The organism is Streptomyces sp. NPDC059861, assembly GCF_042731435.1.
Classification (GTDB): Bacteria; Actinomycetota; Actinomycetes; order Streptomycetales; family Streptomycetaceae; genus Streptomyces.
Window position 1 is genome coordinate 86,536 of record NZ_JBHWJQ010000025.1, and the last position, 18,157, is coordinate 104,692.

13 protein-coding genes and 2 pseudogenes are annotated in these 18,157 nt (G+C 71.7%); 8 read left to right on the top strand and 7 right to left on the bottom strand.

All coding sequences use genetic code 11. The features are described from left to right. The first annotated feature begins 41 nt into the window (after positions 1-41). On the top strand, positions 42-317 hold the full coding sequence (locus ACFV6X_RS22280; protein ID WP_385386007.1) for a hypothetical protein: 276 nt from the start codon (positions 42-44) through the stop codon (positions 315-317). A 35-nt stretch (positions 318-352) separates the two neighbouring features. Here the strand turns inward: ACFV6X_RS22280 and ACFV6X_RS22285 are convergent, their stop codons facing one another. The 3 genes and pseudogenes from ACFV6X_RS22285 to pepN (ACFV6X_RS22295) all read right to left on the bottom strand — a co-directional run bounded on the left by ACFV6X_RS22285 (position 353) and on the right by pepN (ACFV6X_RS22295) (position 4,068). Next, positions 353-874 (bottom strand): MarR family winged helix-turn-helix transcriptional regulator, encoded by a 522-nt coding sequence (locus ACFV6X_RS22285; RefSeq protein ID WP_385386009.1) that lies wholly within the window; start codon positions 872-874, stop codon positions 353-355. Between the two features lie 226 nt (positions 875-1,100). Further along, positions 1,101-1,307: pseudogene (locus ACFV6X_RS22290) on the bottom strand (GNAT family N-acetyltransferase); the annotation flags it as partial. Positions 1,308-1,491: 184 nt separating this feature from the next. Beyond that, positions 1,492-4,068 carry an aminopeptidase N gene (gene pepN / locus ACFV6X_RS22295; RefSeq protein ID WP_385386010.1) on the bottom strand — a complete coding sequence of 859 codons (2,577 nt, stop codon included), beginning with the start codon at positions 4,066-4,068 and terminating at the stop codon, positions 1,492-1,494. Between the two features lie 112 nt (positions 4,069-4,180). On the opposite strand from pepN (ACFV6X_RS22295), the gene ACFV6X_RS22300 reads away from it, so the two are divergent. Further along, positions 4,181-4,654, top strand: coding sequence for a DUF1203 domain-containing protein (locus ACFV6X_RS22300; RefSeq protein ID WP_385386012.1), 474 nt, complete (start codon positions 4,181-4,183; stop codon positions 4,652-4,654). 22 nt (positions 4,655-4,676) lie between these two features. Here ACFV6X_RS22300 and ACFV6X_RS22305 read toward each other — a convergent pair whose 3' ends face one another. After that, a complete protein-coding gene (locus tag ACFV6X_RS22305; protein WP_385386014.1) occupies positions 4,677-5,705 on the bottom strand; it encodes an aspartate-semialdehyde dehydrogenase in 1,029 nt (342 codons plus the stop codon). Between the two features lie 213 nt (positions 5,706-5,918). On the opposite strand from ACFV6X_RS22305, the gene ACFV6X_RS22310 reads away from it, so the two are divergent. Continuing rightward, on the top strand, positions 5,919-6,464 hold the full coding sequence (locus tag ACFV6X_RS22310; RefSeq protein ID WP_385386016.1) for an RNA polymerase sigma factor: 546 nt from the start codon (positions 5,919-5,921) through the stop codon (positions 6,462-6,464). A gap of 1 nt (position 6,465) precedes the next feature. Then, entirely contained in the window at positions 6,466-7,212 is a 747-nt protein-coding gene (locus ACFV6X_RS22315) for a hypothetical protein (protein WP_385386018.1), read from the top strand. A gap of 52 nt (positions 7,213-7,264) precedes the next feature. Here the strand turns inward: ACFV6X_RS22315 and ACFV6X_RS22320 are convergent, their stop codons facing one another. Then, the gene (locus ACFV6X_RS22320; RefSeq protein WP_385386020.1) at positions 7,265-10,570 is read right to left on the bottom strand and encodes a S8 family serine peptidase; all 3,306 of its coding nucleotides are present in this window, start codon (positions 10,568-10,570) and stop codon (positions 7,265-7,267) included. 207 nt (positions 10,571-10,777) lie between these two features. Here ACFV6X_RS22320 and ACFV6X_RS22325 point away from each other — a divergent pair, with 207 nt between their 5' ends. The 3 genes and pseudogenes from ACFV6X_RS22325 (at position 10,778) to ACFV6X_RS22335 (ending at position 13,253) form a co-directional block, all read left to right on the top strand. Continuing rightward, positions 10,778-11,233, top strand: coding sequence for an NUDIX hydrolase (locus tag ACFV6X_RS22325; RefSeq protein WP_385386022.1), 456 nt, complete (start codon positions 10,778-10,780; stop codon positions 11,231-11,233). 261 nt (positions 11,234-11,494) lie between these two features. After that, positions 11,495-11,866: pseudogene (locus ACFV6X_RS22330) on the top strand (TIGR03767 family metallophosphoesterase); the annotation flags it as partial. Between the two features lie 220 nt (positions 11,867-12,086). Next, positions 12,087-13,253: a serine hydrolase domain-containing protein gene (locus ACFV6X_RS22335; RefSeq protein WP_385386024.1), complete on the top strand. Its 1,167-nt coding sequence runs from the start codon at positions 12,087-12,089 to the stop codon at positions 13,251-13,253. Positions 13,254-13,349: 96 nt separating this feature from the next. Here the strand turns inward: ACFV6X_RS22335 and ACFV6X_RS22340 are convergent, their stop codons facing one another. Continuing rightward, entirely contained in the window at positions 13,350-14,399 is a 1,050-nt protein-coding gene (locus ACFV6X_RS22340; RefSeq protein WP_385386026.1) for a hypothetical protein, read from the bottom strand. A gap of 213 nt (positions 14,400-14,612) precedes the next feature. Then, a complete protein-coding gene (gene pepN / locus ACFV6X_RS22345) occupies positions 14,613-17,192 on the bottom strand; it encodes an aminopeptidase N (RefSeq protein ID WP_385386028.1) in 2,580 nt (859 codons plus the stop codon). A 163-nt stretch (positions 17,193-17,355) separates the two neighbouring features. Here pepN (ACFV6X_RS22345) and ACFV6X_RS22350 point away from each other — a divergent pair, with 163 nt between their 5' ends. Beyond that, positions 17,356-17,994 (top strand): DsbA family protein, encoded by a 639-nt coding sequence (locus ACFV6X_RS22350; protein ID WP_385386030.1) that lies wholly within the window; start codon positions 17,356-17,358, stop codon positions 17,992-17,994. Positions 17,995-18,157: the final 163 nt, after the last annotated feature.

Consider the following 18,157-nt stretch of genomic DNA (forward strand, 5'->3'; position numbering starts at 1 on the left):
CGGACGAGCGGCCGCCCCAGGGGTTCGGTACTTTTGGCACCGTGGACAAGAAGAACGCCCTGCGCGCCGGCGCCCTGGCTGCCGGTACGACGCTGATGATGCTGCTCATGTCGTCCCCCGCGCTCGCGCTGACGCGTGACGACGGCGACGACCCCGGCACGGGCCTGAGCGTCATCGAGACGCTGGGCTGGTTCGTGTTCGCCCCGATCGTGATCTTCGGAGTGATCGCGGGCCTGGTCATGGTCCTGGACAAGTCCCAAAAGAAGCACGACACGACCAGCTCCAACATCACGACCCGGGCCGACGCGAAGGCCTGACCGCGAGCTTCGCCGGAGCCCGTCAAGCAGGGGTTCTACGGTTGGTCCTCGTCCGTCCCCGCCAGCAGCTTCCTCAGCAGGTCGGCCAGTTGGTCGCCCTGGTCGGGGGTGAGGGCCGTGAGGGCCTCCGTCTGGACGGAGAGGCCCGTGCCCAACGCCTCCTCGACGAGGTGAAGGCCCTGTTCGGTGAGGGTGACCTGGAGGGCGCGGCGGTCGTGGGGGTCGGGCGAGCGGCGTAGCAGGCCGGCGCGCTCCAGTTTGTCGAGGCGGCCGGTCATGCCGCCGGTGGTGAGCATCAGGGCGGCCGAGAGCCGGCGGGGCGAGAGGGTGTACGGCTCGCCGGAGCGGCGCAGGGCGGCCAGGACGTCGAACTCGCCGCGTGAGACGCCGAAGCGTGCGTACGCCTTCTCCATCCGGTCGTCCATCGTCCGCGACAGGCGGTGGATGCGACCGAAGACCTCCATCGCCCTGGTGTCCAGGTCGGGCCGTACGGCGGCCCACTGGCCGACGATCGCGTCGACCGGGTCTGCGGGGGAGGGGTCGGGGTGCGGGGTCATGGGGGGAGTATCGGCGCGGGGGTTCGACGGCCGCAAGAAGGTGGCTCGAAGGTAAGTTGCTCGGCGCTGAGCGGATGCCGCGGCAGCATCATTCGGATGTGCTGAACAGGATCGTCGAAAAGATTCGATGGGCCTGACAGGTGCCTCGCTGGGACGGTTGATCCGAGATGTGACCGCACCACCCCCGCGGCCATCATGGGCATGTTCATGGCGCGTGGCCGGTGCGCCGGCCGGACACGCAGCCCGCGAACGCGCCGCCCGCCTCGATCACCCAGGTGTGCTCCGGCACGAACCCGTCCCGCAGGCGCTGCCGTACCCGCCGCTCGTCGTACCGTCCGAGCCGCTGCAGATCCGCCCGCAGCACCCCGGCCCGCGACTCGGCCACCGCGTCCACGTCCGCCGCCGACGTCGGCCGCAGCTCCCGGTCCCCCATGATCGGCAGGCTGTCCGAGCGTACGACGGGGGGCGCCCCCCGAGCCGAGCTCGTGGGACGCCCCCGGAAGCGGAGGGTCGGTATGAAGCCTGTCGTTCGGATCAGGTCGGCGTCGCGGGGGGCCGGCTCGGGGTCGGCCGAAAGGCGCAGTCGGTGTCAGCCGACCTGATCCGAACGACAGACCCTAGCCCTGGGCCGCCGCGTCCGCGGCCTGGGCCCGCAGGGCACGTTCGATGCCCGCGCGGGACTCCGACACCAGCCGCCGCAGCGCCGCGCCCGGCTCCGCGGCCGACAGCCACGCGTCGGTCTTCGCGAGGGTCTCCTCGGAGACCTGCACCGCCGGGTACAGCCCGACCGCGATCTGCTGGGCCATCTCGTGGGAGCGGGAGTCCCAGACGGTCTTCAGCGACTCGAAGTACCTGTCGGTGTACGGCGCGAGCAGCTCCCGCTGGTCGGTCTGGACGAAGCCCCCGATGACCGCCTCCTGCACGGCGTTCGGCAGCTTGTCGGACTCGACGACCGACGCCCAGGCCTCCGCCTTGGCCTCCGGCGTCGGGCGGGCGGCACGGGCGGTGCCGGCGTGGCGCTCACCCGCCGCCGTCCTGTCGCGCTCGTACTCGCCCGCGATCTCCGCCTCGTCGAAGCGGCCCACGGCGGCGAGCCGCTGGACGAACGCCCAGCGCAGCTCCGTGTCGACGACCAGCCCCTGCACCGTCTGGGAGCCGTCGAGCAGTGCCTCCAGCAGATCCAGCTGCTCCGGGGTGCGCGCGGTCGCCGCGAAGGCGCGCGCCCAGGCCAGCTGGTGGTCGCTGCCCGCCTCGGAGGCGCGCAGGTGCGCCAGCGTGGCGTCCGTCCAGCGGGTCAGCAGCGTCTCGCGGGCGGCCGGGTCGGCGTACAGGTCGATCGCCAGCTTCACCTGCCGCTGCAGCGACTGCACCACGCCGATGTCCGACTCCTTGCCGATGCCGGACAGGACGAGGGAGAGGTAGTCGCGGGTGGCGAGTTCCGCGTCGCGCGTCATGTCCCACGCCGACGCCCAGCACAGCGCCCGCGGCAGCGACGACTCGAAGTCGCCCAGGTGGTCGGTGACGAAGGCCAGCGACCGTTCGTCGAGGCGGACCTTGGCGTACGACAGGTCGTCGTCGTTCAGCAGCACGACGTCCGGCCGCGCGCGGCCCACCAGCCGCGGTACGGCCGTCAGGTCGCCGTCGACGTCCAGCTCGACGCGCTCCTCGCGGACCAGCTTCCCCGCGTCGTGGTCCATCGAGTACAGGCCGACCGCGACCCGGTGCGGACGCAGCGTCGGCTCGCCCTTCGCGCCGGTGGGCAGCGCGGGCGCCTCCTGGCGGATCTCGAAGGACGTGATGACACCGTCCGCGTCCGTCTCGATCTCGGGACGCAGGATGTTGATCCCAGCCGTCTCCAGCCACTTGCGCGACCAGGTCTTCAGGTCCCGCCCGGAGGTCTCCTCCAGGGCGGTCAGCAGGTCGCTCAGGCGGGTGTTGCCGTACGCGTGCCGCTTGAAGTAGGCCTGTACGCCGCGGAAGAACTCGTCCTCACCGACGTACGCGACGAGCTGCTTCAGCACGGACGCGCCCTTGGCGTACGTGATGCCGTCGAAGTTGACCAGCACGTCGTCCAGGTCGCCGATCTCGGCCATGATCGGGTGCGTCGACGGCAGCTGGTCCTGGCGGTACGCCCAGGTCTTCATGGAGTTGGCGAACGTCGTCCACGCGTGCGGCCAGCGCGACTCGGGCGCGGCGGCCTGGCAGGCGATGGACGTGTACGTGGCGAACGACTCGTTCAGCCACAGGTCGTTCCACCACTCCATGGTGACCAGGTCGCCGAACCACATGTGGGCCAGCTCGTGCAGGATGGTCTCGGCGCGCACCTCGTACGCTGCGTCCGTCACCTTCGAGCGGAAGACGTACTGGTCGCGGATGGTCACCGCGCCCGCGTTCTCCATCGCGCCCGCGTTGAACTCCGGCACGAAGAGCTGGTCGTACTTCTCGAACGGGTAGGCGTAGTCGAACTTCTGCTGGAACCAGTCGAAGCCCTGCCGCGTCACCTCGAAGATCGCGTCCGAGTCGAGGTACTCGGCGAGCGACGGCCGGCAGTAGATGCCGAGCGGGACGGACTGGCCGTCCTTCTCGTAGACGCTGTGCACGCTGTGGTACGGACCGACGATCAGGGCCGTGATGTACGTCGAGATGCGCGGCGTCGGCGCGAAGGCCCAGACGCTGTCCTGGGGCTCGGGCGTGGGCGAGTTGGAGATGACGGTCCAGCCCTCGGGCGCCCGCACGGTGAACTGGAAGGTCGCCTTCAGGTCGGGCTGCTCGAAGGACGCGAAGACGCGGCGGGCGTCCGGCACCTCGAACTGGGTGTAGAGGTACGCCTGGTCGTCGACCGGGTCCACGAACTTGTGCAGGCCCTCACCGGTGTTGGTGTACGCGCAGTCGGCGGCGACGCGCAGCACGTTACGGCCCTCCAGCAGGCCGGTCAGGGCGATCCGCGAGTCCTTGAAGACCGCGCCGGCGTCGAGCGGGTCGCCGTTGAGAGTGATCTCGTGGACCGTCGGCGCCACCAGGTCGATGAAGGACTCGGCCCCGTTCTCGACGACGTCGAACCGGACGGTGGTCACGGACCGGAAGGTGCCGCCCTCCTGCGCCCCGGACAGGTCGAGATCGATCTCGTACGAGTCAACGGTGAGCAGCTTCGCCCGCTGCTGCGCCTCTTCGCGAGTCAGGTTTGTGCCAGGCACGCGGTCATCTCCTCGTTATGTGTCGGTTGCGCCATCCTTCCACGCGACCTGCGCGGATGGCGATGTCCGTTTCCCGCCGGTGGGCGGGGCGGCGGCGCGCGAGCCTGGGTCCATGACGACGTACTTCGCACGCGCCATCGAAGAACCGGCCCTCGAGGAGCTGCGCGCCGCCGACGACGCGGGACGCGGGACGGTCGCCGTGACGGACGAGGAGGGCGGGGCGCCGCTGCGCTGCTGCCTGCGCCGCAGCGCGCCCGGCGAGAGGATCGCCCTGGTCTCCTACGCGCCGCTGCGCCGCTGGGCGGCGGCGACCGGCGCCGATCCGGGGGCCTACGACGAACAGGGCCCCGTCTTCATCCATGCGGAGGAATGCGGGGGGCCGCGGGGCGACGGCCTGCCCTTCACGAACGCGCACCGCACGCTGCGCCGCTACTCGGACGAGGGGCGCATCCTGGGCGGCCGCCTGGTCGAGGACGACTTCGAGGCGGCGCTCACGAACGCGTTCGACGACCCGGAGGTGGCACTCGTCCACATCCGGGCCGTCGAGTACGGCTGCTTCCTCTACGAGGTCCGCAGGCACCGGTAGGCGGTGGTACCCGGGGTGGGGGCTAGCCCGCCGCCTTGGTGGACAGCTCGGCCGCCACCAGTTCCGCGATCTGTACCGCGTTCAGCGCCGCGCCCTTGCGCAGGTTGTCGTTGGAGACGAACAGGGCGATGCCGTGGTCCACGGTCTCGTCCTGGCGGATGCGGCCGACGTACGACGGGTCCTGACCGGCGGCCTGGAGCGGGGTCGGGACCTCCGCCAGGGCCACGCCGGGGGCGGCGGCGAGCAGCTCCTTGGCGCGCTCGGCGCTGATCGGGCGGGCGAAGCGGGCGTTGATCTGCAGCGAGTGGCCGGTGAAGACCGGGACGCGGACACAGGTGCCGGAGACCTTCAGCCCGGGGATCTCCAGGATCTTGCGGGACTCGTTGCGGAGCTTCTGCTCCTCGTCGGTCTCGTTCAGGCCGTCGTCCACGACCGAGCCGGCCATCGGCAGCACGTTGTACGCGATCGGCGCGACGTACTTGCCCGGCGCCGGGAATTGCGCCGCGGAGCCGTCGTGCGTGAGCTTCGGCGCGTCCTCGCCAACCTTCTTGACCTGCTCGAACAGCTCGTCCACACCGGCGAGACCGGAGCCGGACACCGCCTGGTAGGTGGCGACGACGAGCGCTTCGAGACCCGCCTCCTCGTGCAGCGGCTGCAGCACCGGCATCGCGGCCATCGTCGTGCAGTTCGGGTTGGCGATGATGCCCTTGGGGCGGCTCGCGATCGCGTGCGGGTTCACCTCGGACACCACCAGGGGCACCTCGGGGTCCCGACGCCAGGCGGAGGAGTTGTCGATCACGACCGCGCCCTGCCCGGCGACCTTCTCGGCCAGCGCCTTGGAGGTCGAGCCGCCCGCGGAGAACAGGACGATGTCCAGGCCGGTGTAGTCGGCCGTGGCGGCGTCCTCCACCGTCACGCCGTCCAGGACCGTCCCCGCCGAGCGCGCCGAGGCGAACAGCCGCAGCTCCGTCACCGGGAAGTCGCGCTCCGTGAGGATCCTGCGCATGACCGTGCCGACCTGACCGGTGGCTCCGACGATTCCGACCCTCACGACGACTCCTTTGCGTGGTTTGCGGGCGCCCCTGCCCTGACCGGGGCCTTTCCATCATGCGGGGCACCTGGGCCCCTGTGTCCAATCCTTTGGGCTTGTGCCCGCCTGGTGGGACACGGCCTCTATGACCTACGCCACTGATGCCTGCCCCGAAACCCGGTCGAACGTTTCGGCCCGTCCGGGCGTCTTAGGGGAAACGCGGCAAGGAGAGGGGTGGCTGTGCTGCGCGGAAGAGCGCGCCGCGGCCAGGGGGGCGACGGGCGCGGTGATGTCGGCGACCCCTTGGACGCGGCCCAGGAACGCCGGGTGCGGGCGGTGCTCGCGCTGGGCGGAGTGCCGCAGGCGGACCTGCCGGACGGGGTGCAGCAGGTACGGCTGCGGCTGCTGGAGCGGGCCGCGAGCGGCCGTGAGGCACCGCGTGACGTCTCGGCCTGGGCGGCGGTCGTCGCCTCCAACCTCGCCATGGACTGGCACCGCGCCAAGCGACGGCAGGAGCGGATCGGTGAACGCCTGGCCTCGCTGCGCCAGCTGGAGCACCCCTCCGGCGAGGACACCAGCCTGCTGTCCCTCGCGGTCGCCCAGGGCCTGGACGAACTGCCCGACGCCCAGCGTCAGGTCCTGGTCCTGAGGTTCTACGCCGACCTGCCGGTGCGTTCCATCGCCGAGGAGCTCGGCGTCCCGGAGGGCACGGTCAAGAGCAGGCTGCACACGGCGGTCCGGGCCCTGCGCGCCCGCCTGCACGAGGACGAGGTGGTGTGACGTGACCGTCGAACACGGCGGCTACGACGGCCGCGGCGACGAGTCCGCCCGCGTGGACCCGTTGATGGCCGTCCTCACGGACGAGCCGCTGACCGACGCGGCCCGCGCCGACACCGCCTTCATGGCCGAGCACCGGTCGGCGGCTGCGGACGTGGCGCTGCTGCGCGAACAGCTGGGCATCCTCGGCGCGGCGCTGACGCAGGAGCCGGAGCAACCCGCGAAGGCCCCGGCGCCCGTCCGGGTGCCCCCGCAGCGCCGCCGATTCCCGGCCCTCGCCCTCGGCGCGGTCGGGGTGGCGGCCGCCGGGGCGATGGTGGCGGGCCTGGGCTGGCTGCTCGTCGAGGCAGGTAGTGGGGCTGCGGAGACGTCCGGGGCGAGCGCCGACAGCGCCCAGTCCGACTCCAAGACCGTGGGCCCGCTCGGCTCCGTCGAGTACCTCGCCTGCACCCGCCTGGTCGCCGAGGGCGAGGTGACGAAGGCCCGGCCGGTCCCCGGCACCGGCCAGGAACGCGTCACGCTCGACGTGACCCGCTCCTACAAACCGGCGAAGAGCCCGGGCGAGGTCACGTTCGTGATCCCCACCAGCGCCGGCCTCGACGAGGGGGTGGAGGTCCTCGTCGCCGTCCGCCGCGGTGCCGCGTCCCCCGACTTCTGGCTGGTCGGCCGGGACGCGATCGCCGGCCAGCGCCCGCTGCTCACCGAGACGCTGTCACGGGCCGGCACCACACCCTGCGAGCAGGCGGAGTAGAAGAAGGGGCGGGCGCCCGCACGGACGCCCGCCCCTCAGCCGTACCGACGACTTACGGCGTGACCTTCTCGATCTTCACGTTGCCGATGCCCGCGGCGGTACCGCGCGCGTTGACCAGCCGCACCTGGCCGAAGAACTCACGTCCCTCGGGCGCGGCCGCGGCGGCGACGACGTTGCCGGAGACGGTCGCCGAGGCGCCCGTGCCGAGCTTCACCGGCGCCGAGCCCTCCACGCTCACGCTGCCGAGGGCGGCGGAGAAGAAGACGTCCCGGTAGTCGTACGCGGTGGAGCCGGCCGGCACGGCGTAGCCGACGACCTCGACGGTGTACGTGCCGGCCTTCGGGGAGGCGATGGAGACCGCTTCCTCGGAGTCGCCGTCGGCGGCCTGGCCGACGACCGCGCCGGTGCTGTCGTAGACCGTCAGGTCCAGGTCGGCCCCCGCGTCCGAGACGCCGCCGATGGCGACGTCCAGGGAGGTGGCGCCCGCGGGCACCTCGACCGTGCTGGTCTGCGTCTCACCCTGCTCGATCGTCGGGCGGTCGGTCCTGGACGAGCCGAGCGGCCCGCCGACCAGCTTGCCGTCGATCGCGGCGTAGCCGTTGGTCACCTTCCAGGAGGCGGCGGCCGGCACGCCGACCTTGGCCTCGGGCACGGTCACGGTCTCCGGGTCGAAGGCCGCGCCGAGCACGGTGACGTCCAGCTTGTACGGGTTGTCGAGCAGCGGCGACGTACGGCGCGACTCGACCTCGATCTCCCAGACGCCCGGCTGCGGGTCGGCGTACGACCGCACGTCGGGACGGCAGGTGTTGGCCGGGTTCGTGTAGTTCGGGTAGCAGTTGATCGTCGACGTCGGGTCGGACGGGACGCCGTACGGGTGGATGGCGATGAACCGGGTCTGGCTCTTGTCCTTCAGCCCGCCGAGCGCGACCTCCAGCGACTTGGCGCCCTCGGGCACGGTCACGAAGTAGGAGGTGCTGCTGTTGCGCTGCACCGAACCGGACGCGGTGTAGTCGTACTTCAGCGGCTGCGCGACGACGACCGTGTTGAGGACCAGCTTGTCGATGCCCTCGGTGCGCGGGTCGTCGAGCTCCAGGATCGCGCTCTTCAGCCCGGCGGACTTCGGCGCGGCCTGCACCTTGACGGTGACCGGCTGGTTCAGCGGGAGCCTCACCTCGTCGGAACCGGCGATGCGGAAGGTGCCGCCCGTGTTGTTCTCGAAGTGCAGCTCGTGCCGGATCGCCCTGTCGGGGCCGGACGTACGGGTGATGGTGACGTCGTACGTCTTCTTCTGGCCGGCCTTCAGGCCGCCCTCACGGTCGTAGAGGCCGGTGCCGTGGCCGGGGGTCTTGAGGAACTGGTCGATCGCGGTGTCGACCGGCGCCTTGACCTCGTACGTGTGCGCGGTGGCGTCGTCGCGGATCGAGTCCCAGGCGTCCCCGATGTTCATCAGGCCCGCGCCCTCCTCGTACGCCTGCACACCCTCGATGTGGTCGGCGGTCGAGGTCAGCGCCGTGCGCAGGGTCGCCGGGGTGAGGCCGATGCCCGTCTGCTTCGCGGCGGACAGCAGCAGGGCGGCGGCCCCGGTCGCCTGCGGGGAGGCCATCGAGGTGCCCTGGAGCATGGAGTAGCCGGGCGGCAGGCTGTAGCCGGCCTCGGCGACCGGGCCGCCGGGCGACCAGGTCTGCGTGGTGTTGATCGCGGCGCCGGGCGCGGAGAGCGTCGGCGTGAAGCCGCCGTCCTCACGCGGGCCGCGCGAGGAGAACGGCATCATGGCGTACCGCTTCTCCACCTTCGAGCCGTAGTTGGCGGCCCAGGTCTCCCTGGAGACGGTCGCGCCCACCGAGATCACCTTGTCGGCGAGGGACGGGTCGCCGATGGTGTTGGCGCCGGGGCCGGAGTTGCCCGCGGAGATCACCAGCTGGACGCCGTACTCGTCGATCAGGCGCGTGTACAGCTCGGCGCGCGCGTTGTTGCCGTCGTTCAGCGCCGGGAGGCCGCCGATCGACATGTTGACGATGTCGACGCCCCGGTTGACGACCAGGTCGATCATGCCCTCCGTGAGGGCCACGTTGGTGCAGCCGCCGGACCAGGTGCAGGCCCGGGAGGAGACCAGCTTGGCGCCGGGGGCGGCGCCGTTCATCCGGCCGCCGAACAGGCCGTTGGCGGCGGTGATGCCGGCCACGTGCGAGCCGTGCGAGCCCTCGATGACGCCGATGCTGACGTAGTCGGCCTTGGCGCCGGCCGCGTTGTAGACGACGTCCTTGCGGATCTCGACGACGAACGGGATCCGCTCGGCGATCGCGGTCGCCGGGTCGTCCGTGCCGAACCAGCCGATCTGGAAGCCGTCCTTGTACGGCTTCATCGCGGCCTCGTCGGTGAAGTCGAGGTCGTCGTCCAGGTCGACGCGCGCGGTGCCGGAGGCGGCGTCGTACAGGACGCCCCAGACGTCCGTGGTGTCGCCGTCGCGGTTCAGATCACCGGCCATGTCGCCACCGGTGGTGGCGGACTCGGAGAAGTAGTTGAACTTGTACGAGCCCTCGGACGCCTTGAACGTCTCGGTGCCGAGCGTGGGCGTGGTGATGGCGAAGGTCGGGCCGCTGACCGCGGTGGTCATCCGGCGCCAGGTGCCGTCGGCGTCGACGACCGGGTCCGTGGCGGTCACCCAGTCGACGATCTTCCGCTCACCGGTGGTCGTCTTCTGCAGCGCCGGGTGGCCGAGGTCCACGCCCGAGTCGAGGATGCCGATGGTGACGCCGCGGCCGTCCGCCTTCGGGTGGTCCTCGACGAAGTCGACGGCACCGGTCTCGAAGGAAGGGTTGTACGGGTTCTCGGCCGGGGTGTTCTTCCCGGGCGCGGGATAGCTGCCGGCGGCGTTGCCGCCGTGCGCGCCGCCCGCGTTCGGCCGCGGGTCGTCCAGGGGTATCTCCTCGCGCAGGTCGATGCCGTGCACGGAGGACAGCTTGGCGGCGGCGGCGATGGCCGCGTCCGCCTTGCCGGTGGGCACGGTGGCCCGGACGTAGCCCAGCTTGTCGTACGTACGGCCCACGAGACCGCCGTCGACCGAGTCGAGCTGCTCGGCGACCTGCTCGGTCCGGCCGGGCGCGGTGGCCACCATCATGGTGACGCTCTTGGCGCCGTCGGCCTTGGCCTCGGCGAGCAGCTCCGCGTCGCCGGAACCGAGCTTGTCGTGCGCGGACTTCACGCCGGGGTCGGCGGCCGAGGGCGCCTGGTCCGCGGCGAGCGCCACGGGTATCGGCCCGGCCGCGGCCAGCGCGGCGACGAGGCCGGCGGCCACGGCGATCCGGGCCACGCGTCTCGCGCCCGGTATCGGTTCGCTCTGGGGGGTGATCATCGGCATCCCTTGTTGGTTAAGGAACGAGACAGTCCGGAATCCGGTCCCGGACGACCGCTCAGCCTTACGCAACAATGGGAAGTTTGGCGAGGCTTGACCGAATCGAAATGGATGAATGGGGAAAACCCGCGATGCGCATTGAGGGGTAGAGGGGGTGAGCGGAACATTTCGGGCGGGGGCGGCATTCCCGGTCCGACGGGATAGCGTCCCCTCGTGCGCAAGAAGTTGAGGGTGGCGGCCTACGCCATATGCGTCCGCGACGGCCAGGTGCTGCTCGCCCGCTCCCCGGCCCCCGACGGGACACCGGAGTGGGTGCTGCCCGGCGGCGGCATGGAGCACGGCGAGGATCCCTACGACACCGTCCGCCGGGAAGTGCGCGAGGAGACCGGCTACCGCATCGAGGTCACCGGCATCCTCGGCGTCAACTCCCTCCACCGCACCTTCCCGGGCCCCCGCTTCCGCCGGGCGACCGACCACCACGGCGTACGCCTGGTCTACGAGGGGACCGTGGTCGGCGGCGAACTGTGCCACGAGATCGGCGGTTCCACCGACATGGCCGCCTGGCACGACCTCGACGCCGTACCGGCCCTGCGTCGTATCGGCCTGGTCGATCTGGGCCTGCGGCTGTGGCGGGAACGCCCGGCCGCGGGGCGCGTCGACCTGGCGTAGGACGGGGTGCGCCGCCCCGTCGTGCTTCCGCCGCGTGTCCCGCCGGATGAACTCCCGGTGACGGCCCCCCGGCCGTCCGGCGAGCCGCCGTGGGCGCGCAGGGTGGTCCAAGATCGCCGTGCGGTGATCGGCGCTGCCCGTTGCCCCCGCGTCGACACGCAGGTCATTCCCGCTGTCAACGATCCGTGAGCGGGCGGGAGATCGCCGCACGGCGACCGTCCGCGACCACCACCGACGCCTCGCACTCGGGGAGATCCGCGCATGTCGCGCACACGCTCTGTCGCCGCCTCCGGCGAACCCGCCGCGTCCGGCGCCGCCGGACGGACGGTGCACCGCCGGACGGTCCTGGCCGCCACCGGAGCGGTGTCCCTCTCCGCCGGCGCCGGCCACGCCCTGCGCCCCACCGACAGCGAGGCCGCTCCCGCCACCCCGGCGCCCGGCGACGAGGGGCGCATCGCGTCCTCCCGTCGGGCGCCGGGCACGCCGCTCGCCCCCTGCACGCGTGGCACCACCGTCGCCGGCGTCGCCGCGTCCCGCAGCTGCTCCGGCTTCCGCCGGCTCCGCGACGGCCCCGGCTGGAGCCGCGTCGTCCGTGACGAGCTGGCCGCCCTCAATTCCGGTCTCCCGGGGCGGCCTGGCCTCCCTCTGCCGCGAGCTGTCCTTCAACGCCCCGGGAGCCCGCACGGACCTGGTGGGCGGGGCGCGCGACCGCAACACCGAGCTGGTCCTCAAGAAGGGCTGAAACCCGCCCAACCGGGACGCCCTTCAGCAACCTTCACGCGGTGCCCACGGTTTCTTTCTCCGACTGTGTTGTGATCCGAAAAGGATCCGAGGGGATCAGATGGGGGAAGACATGAACGGACGAGTGACCCTGGTGGCGGCGACGGCCGTGGCGCTGTCGGCAGCCCTGGCCGGCGCGGCCCTGGCGGCCCCCACCACCGGCGGCCACGAGGCGACCCGCGAGGCGATGCGAGCCGCCGTGCGGGACGGCGTGCCCGGTGTGACGGCCACCGTGAAGGACGGGCACCGCACCTGGCGGGCGACCGAGGGCGTGGGCAACCTCCGCACCGGCCAGCCGCGTTCGGCGGCCGACCGGTACCGGGTGGGCAGCATCACCAAGACCTTCGTGGCGACGGTGCTGCTCCAGCTGGACGCGGAGGGCCGGCTGTCGCTGGACGACACGGTGGAGAAGTGGCTGCCGGGCGCGGTTCGGGGCAACGGCCACGACGGCCGGAAGATCGCCCTCCGCCAACTGCTCAACCACACCAGCGGCGTCTTCGACTACACCTCGGACGAGGAGTTCGGCCGCACGTACTTCCTGAAGGACGGCTTCCTCGCGCACCGCTACGACACGAAGAAGCCGGCCGAGTTGGTGGCGGTCGCGATGGCCCACGAGCCCGACTTCGCTCCGGGCACCTCGTGGAGCTACTCCAACACCAACTACGTCCTCGCCGGCATGGTGATCGAGAAGGCGACCGGACGTCAGTACGGCGCGGAGATCCGCGACCGGATCATCGAGCCCCTGCACCTGCACGCCACGTCGGTGCCCGGCACGCGGGCCGCCGTCCCGCAGCCCAGCAGCCGCGCGTACGGCAAGCTGGCGCAGACGGCGACCGGGCCGACGTACGACGTCACAAGGCTCAACCCCTCCATGGCGTACGCCGCCGGCGAGATGATCTCCGACTCGTCGGACCTCAACCGCTTCTACCGGGCACTGCTCGGCGGCAAGCTGCTGCCGCCACGGCAGCTGAAGGCGATGAAGACGACGGTCCGGATCGACGGCGCCCCGAACGCCGCCTACGGACTGGGCCTGATGGACCGGAAGCTGTCCTGCGGTGTCCACGTCTGGGGTCACGGCGGCGGCATACACGGCTCCTCGTCCGAGGCGGTCACCACCCCCGACGCCCGGCACTCCCTCGCCTTCAACTTCAACGGCGACTGGGCGGGCGACGCCGACGCCGTGATCGAGGCGGAGTTCTGCGGCGACCGCGGAGCCGGAACGCGCCTTGAGACGCGCTGACATGCTCCGCCCTGCCGTGACATGAGGAGGGGCCGCCCGGCGTCGCTGCCGGACGGCCCCTCCTCTCCCCTCCTGATGCCGGGCCCCGGTCCGTCACTACCGGGGCAGCACCACCACATACGCCGCCGGGTCCCGGTCCGCCGACGCCATCAGCGCCGTGCGCACGACCGTCGCCTGCTGCTCCATCGCGTCCCGCAGCTTCTTGGGCGTGATGTACACGACCGTGATGCCCAGTCGCTCCAGGTGCTCACGCTTGCGGGCGTACTCCGACCACAGGGCGTCGTCCTCCTGCCGATGGCCTTGGCGGGGCGCCCGGGTGTCCAGCTCCACCGCCACCGCGTGCTCCGGCCAGTAGGCGTCCAGGCCCCCGAGGTGCGGGCCGCCGGGCAGGCGCAGGTCGACGTTCCACACCGGGTCGGGCAGGCCGAACTCCCGGATCATGCGGTACAGCCGGTCCTCCGCGATCGCCCGCCCCTCCGCCAGCAGCGAGTCCACGGCGTCCACGACGTGCGGGCGGCTCAGCAGCCTGGCCTGGTTCAACTCCCGCACGACCGCGGCGGGTTCGCAGTGCCCGCCGCGCACCGCCTCGGTGAGCAGCCGGCGCACCGCACCCGCGTCCGCGAGGTCGGCCACCGCGTCGGCCAGGGCCCGCGGCACCGGCGCGACCGGCAGGCCCGTGCGGTGCTGCGGCGTGGGCAGCGCGGAGGTGCGCAGCAGGCGGGCGCAGCCCGTCGAGCGCAGCCGGCGCAGCCGGGGGACCAGCACGTCGATGTGGTCCAGGGCGGGCAGCGGGGGGACGGCGGCGAAGCCGTGCAGGTTCAGCGCGGCGAGGCCGGTGATCATCGCCTCCGGGTACAGCGGGCGTTGCTCGTCCTCGGCGCCGGGCTGGGCCGGGACCCCGGAAGAGGACTCCCGGGCCGCGTACATCAGCACCGCGTGCAGTCGCTCCTCGCTGGTCGGCGGGCCGGGGTGGAGCAGGTGGACGCCCGGGAGGAGTTCCTGCCAGGGGCCGCCCGACTTGCACTGCTCGTTGGTCTCGGCGGCCGAGACGCCGTGCGCGCGCAGCTGAGCGGCCGTCATGACGCGGCGCCGGCCGTCGGACAGGTGGTGCAGGGGGCGGGGGGAGAGTGGGGTGTTGTGGTTCATGACCCGGGGATTCCCGCGGCTGATCCGCCCTTTAACCGCTGTTACACGCCCGTCGACAAATCCCGACAAGCTCGCACTAAAGGACGCATGTTCGGATGCCGAGAGAGCAGCCAAAACCCCTGGTCCGTTCGGGTGTGGATCAGGGGTTACGGCTATTGTTGCCTGAATTTCGTAACGGTGACCAACGGCCCAAGCTCAGGCCAAAGCTACTGGTCAGCCGTTCGCCGCCGCGTCGCACGCCTGTCCGCGCAGGCCCCGTGCCAGGTCGTCCCGGGCCTCCAGGACCAGGCGGCGCAGAGCCGGGGCGGCGTCCTCGTGGGCCGCCAGCCAGGCGTCCGCCGCCGTCAGCGTCTCCTCGCTCGCGCGCAGCCCGGGGAACATGCCCCGCACCACGTGCATCGCGATCTGGATCGACCGCTCCTGCCACACCCGCTCGATCACCGCGAAGTACTTCTCGGCGTACGGCTCCAGGAGCTCGCGCTGGGACGGCTGGCCGAAGCCCGCGATCGTCGCCTCGACGAGGGCGTTGGACAGCGCGTCCGACTCCACGACCTGCGCCCACGCCTGCGCCTTGACGGCCGCCGAGGGGCGGGCGGCCAGGCAGCGGACCTGGCGGCGCCGGCCGGACGCGGTGTCGTCCCGGGCCAGCTCCGCGGCCAGCGCCTGCTCGTCGGCGGCCCCGTGCGCGGCGAGCGGCTCCAGGAACGCCCAGCGCAGCTCCTGGTCCACCGCCAGCCCGTCGATCCGCTCCGTGCCGTCCAGCAGTCCCTGGAGCAGCCGCAGGTGCTCCGCGCCGGACGCCAGCGACGCGAAGAAACGCGCCCAGGCCAGCTGCTGCTCGCTGCCCGGCCCGGCCGCCCGCAGCTCCCGCAGCGCGCCCTCCGCGAGCAGTTCCTCACCGGTGGACCGCCACTTCGGCGCCGCGTAGTGGATCAGCGCCGACTCCGTCCAGGAGTGCAGCATCTGGAGCACGCCGATGTCCGACTCGCGCCCCGCGAACCGCAGCACCAGGTCGGTGAAGTCCCGCGCGGGCAGCAGCGCGTCCCGGGTCATGTTCCACAGCGCCGACCAGCACAGGGCGCGGGCCAGCGGGTCGGTCAGCTCGCCCAGCGCCTCCTTGAGGGTGGCGAGCGAGGTCTCGTCGAAGCGGATCTTGCAGTACGTGAGGTCGTCGTCGTTGACCAGGACCAGCTCCGGCGCCTCGGCACCGGCCAGCTCCGTCACCACTGTGCGTGGCCCGTCGACGTCCGTCTCCTGGGTGGCGTACCGCTCCAGCGCCCCGCCCGCCGTACGGCGGTACAGTCCGATCCGCACCCGGTGCGGGCGCAGCTCGGGGTGCGACTCGGGCGCCTCCTGCAGCACGGCGAGCTCCTCGACGCGGCCCCGCGCGTCCAGCAGCACCTGAGGGGTGAGCGAGTTGACGCCGGCCGTCTGGAGCCAGGCCCGCGACCAGGCGCCCATGTCCCGCCCGCTGGTCTCCTCCAGCACCGACAGCAGGTCGCCGAGGCGCGTGTTGCCGTACGCGTGCCGCTTGAAGTAGCGCCGCACGCCCTCCAGGAACGCCTCCTCGCCGACGTACGCCATGAGCTGCTTGAGGACGCTCGCGCCCTTGGCGTAGGTGATGCCGTCGAAGTTCAGCTTCGCGTCCTGCAGGTCGCGGATGTCGGCGGTGACGGGGTGCGTCGAGGGGAGCTGGTCGGCGCGGTAGGCCCAGGACTTGCGGCGGTTGGCGAAGGCGATCCAGCCGTCCGTGAAGCGGGTGGCGCGGACCAGCGAGAAGGAGCCCATGAAGTCGGCGAACGACTCCTTCAGCCACAGGTCGTCCCACCACTCCATGGTGACCAGGTCGCCGAACCACATGTGCGCCATCTCGTGCAGGATCACCGTGGCGCGGTGCTCGTACGAGGTCTGCGTGACCTTCCCCCGGAAGAGGTACTCCTCCTGGAAGGTCACCAGGCCCGGGTTCTCCATCCCGCCGAGGTTGTACTCGGGCACGAAGGCCTGGTCGTACTTCCCGAACGGGTACGGGTAGTCGAAGTGGTCGTGGAAGAAGTCCAGGCCCTGCTTGGTGAGCCGGAAGATCTCGTCGGTGTCGAAGTAGGGCGCGAGGCCCTTGCGGCACAGCGCGCCGAGCGGGATCTCCAGCGCCGTGCCGTCGTCGAACTCACGCGTGTAGGAGTCCGTGACGTAGTGGTAGGGGCCCGCCGCGATGCAGGTGATGTACGTGGCGATCGGCTTGGTCTCGGCGAACCGCCAGGTTCCGTCGGCGAGTTGCCCGGCCCCGTTGCTCCACACCGTCCAGCCCTCCGGCGCCCGCACCTCGAAGCGGAAGGGCGCCTTGAGGTCGGGCTGCTCGAACCCGGCGAAGACCCGGCGGGCGTCGGCCGGCTCGTACTGGGTGTACAGGTACACCTCGCCGTCCTCGGGGTCGACGAAGCGGTGCAGGCCCTCGCCGGTACGGGAGTAGGCGCACAGCGCGTCGACGATCAGCTCGTTGTCGGCGGCGAGGTCCTCCAGCAGGATCCGGGAGCCGTCGAAGACCTCGCTGGGGTCGAGGTCCCGGCCGTTCAGCGAGACCGCGGTGACGTGCGGCGCGATCAGGTCCACGAAGCTCGCCGCGCCCGGCTCGGCGCAGCGGAACCTGATCGTGGTGACCGAGCGGAAGGTCCGCGGCCCCTCGCCGGACGCCTCGCCGAGCGCGGAGCGCACGTCGAGCGACACGTCGTACCCGTCGACGGACAGCAGGGCGGCCCGCTCCCGGGCCTCGTCACGGGTCAGATTCTCACCGGGCACGGGCGGCACTCCCTCGGGTTCGTCGGACGCGGGTTCGTCGGACACTGCTGAACAGGACCGATCCTCCCATGTGCTGCTGACGGGGGGCAGCCGGGAATGGTCCGGCGCGTGGCGGTGTTCTGCGGGAGTTCCCCGGGAGATTCACTTCCTCATGAGGAGAGACATGTCGGACAAGACCCCCGTCGACTTCTGGTTCGACCCGCTGTGCCCCTGGGCCTGGATGACCTCCCGCTGGGTTCTGGAGGTGGAGAAGGTCCGCGACATCGAGGTCCGCTGGCACCTGATGAGCCTCGCGGTGCTGAACGAGGACAAGCTGGACCAACTCCCCGAGGAGTACCGCGAGATGCTCGCCACCAAGGCGTGGGGGCCGGTTCGCGTCGTCATCGCGGCCCGGCAGGAGCACGGCCCCGAGGTGCTCGGTGATCTCTACACCGCGCTCGGCACCCGCATCCACAACCAGGGACAGGGCCCGGAGAAGGAGGCCGTCGCCGCCGCCCTGAAGGACGTCGGCCTGCCCGAGTCCCTGATGGAGCACTGGGACTCCACCCCTTACGAGTCCGAGCTGCGCGCCTCCCACCAGGAGGGCATCGACAAGGTCGGCCAGGAGGTCGGCACTCCCGTCATCTCGGTCCCCGGCCCCGGTGGCGAGGAGGTCGCGTTCTTCGGCCCGGTCGTCACCCCCGCCCCCCAGGGCGAGGAGGCCGCCCGCCTCTGGGACGGCACCCTCGCCGTGGCCTCGGTCCCGGGCTTCTACGAGATCAAGCGCACCCGTACCAAGGGCCCGGACTTCAGCAACCTCTAGGGTTCCTGGGAGTCGCCGGGCTCGGCCGAGTCTTTCGACCCGCCACCATGGCCCCGAACGCCGCCGACTGCCGAAAGCCCCCGCGAGTCACGTCCTCGCGGGGGCTTTCGTCTTTCCGCCTGCCGACGTGAAAGGTGAGAAGACGATCACGAGGCAGGACGAT

Excerpts from the sequence above, each read along its gene's own strand:
- ACFV6X_RS22285 (WP_385386009.1), bottom strand. The coding sequence starts at position 874 with ATGACCCCGCACCCCGACCCCTCCCCCGCAGACCCGGTCGACGCGATC.
- ACFV6X_RS22300 (WP_385386012.1), top strand. The coding sequence starts at position 4,181 with ATGACGACGTACTTCGCACGCGCCATCGAAGAACCGGCCCTCGAGGAG.
- ACFV6X_RS22320 (WP_385386020.1), bottom strand. The coding sequence starts at position 10,570 with ATGCCGATGATCACCCCCCAGAGCGAACCGATACCGGGCGCGAGACGC.
- ACFV6X_RS22335 (WP_385386024.1), top strand. The coding sequence starts at position 12,087 with ATGAACGGACGAGTGACCCTGGTGGCGGCGACGGCCGTGGCGCTGTCG.
- ACFV6X_RS22340 (WP_385386026.1), bottom strand. The coding sequence starts at position 14,399 with ATGAACCACAACACCCCACTCTCCCCCCGCCCCCTGCACCACCTGTCC.
- ACFV6X_RS22350 (WP_385386030.1), top strand. The coding sequence starts at position 17,356 with ATGTCGGACAAGACCCCCGTCGACTTCTGGTTCGACCCGCTGTGCCCC.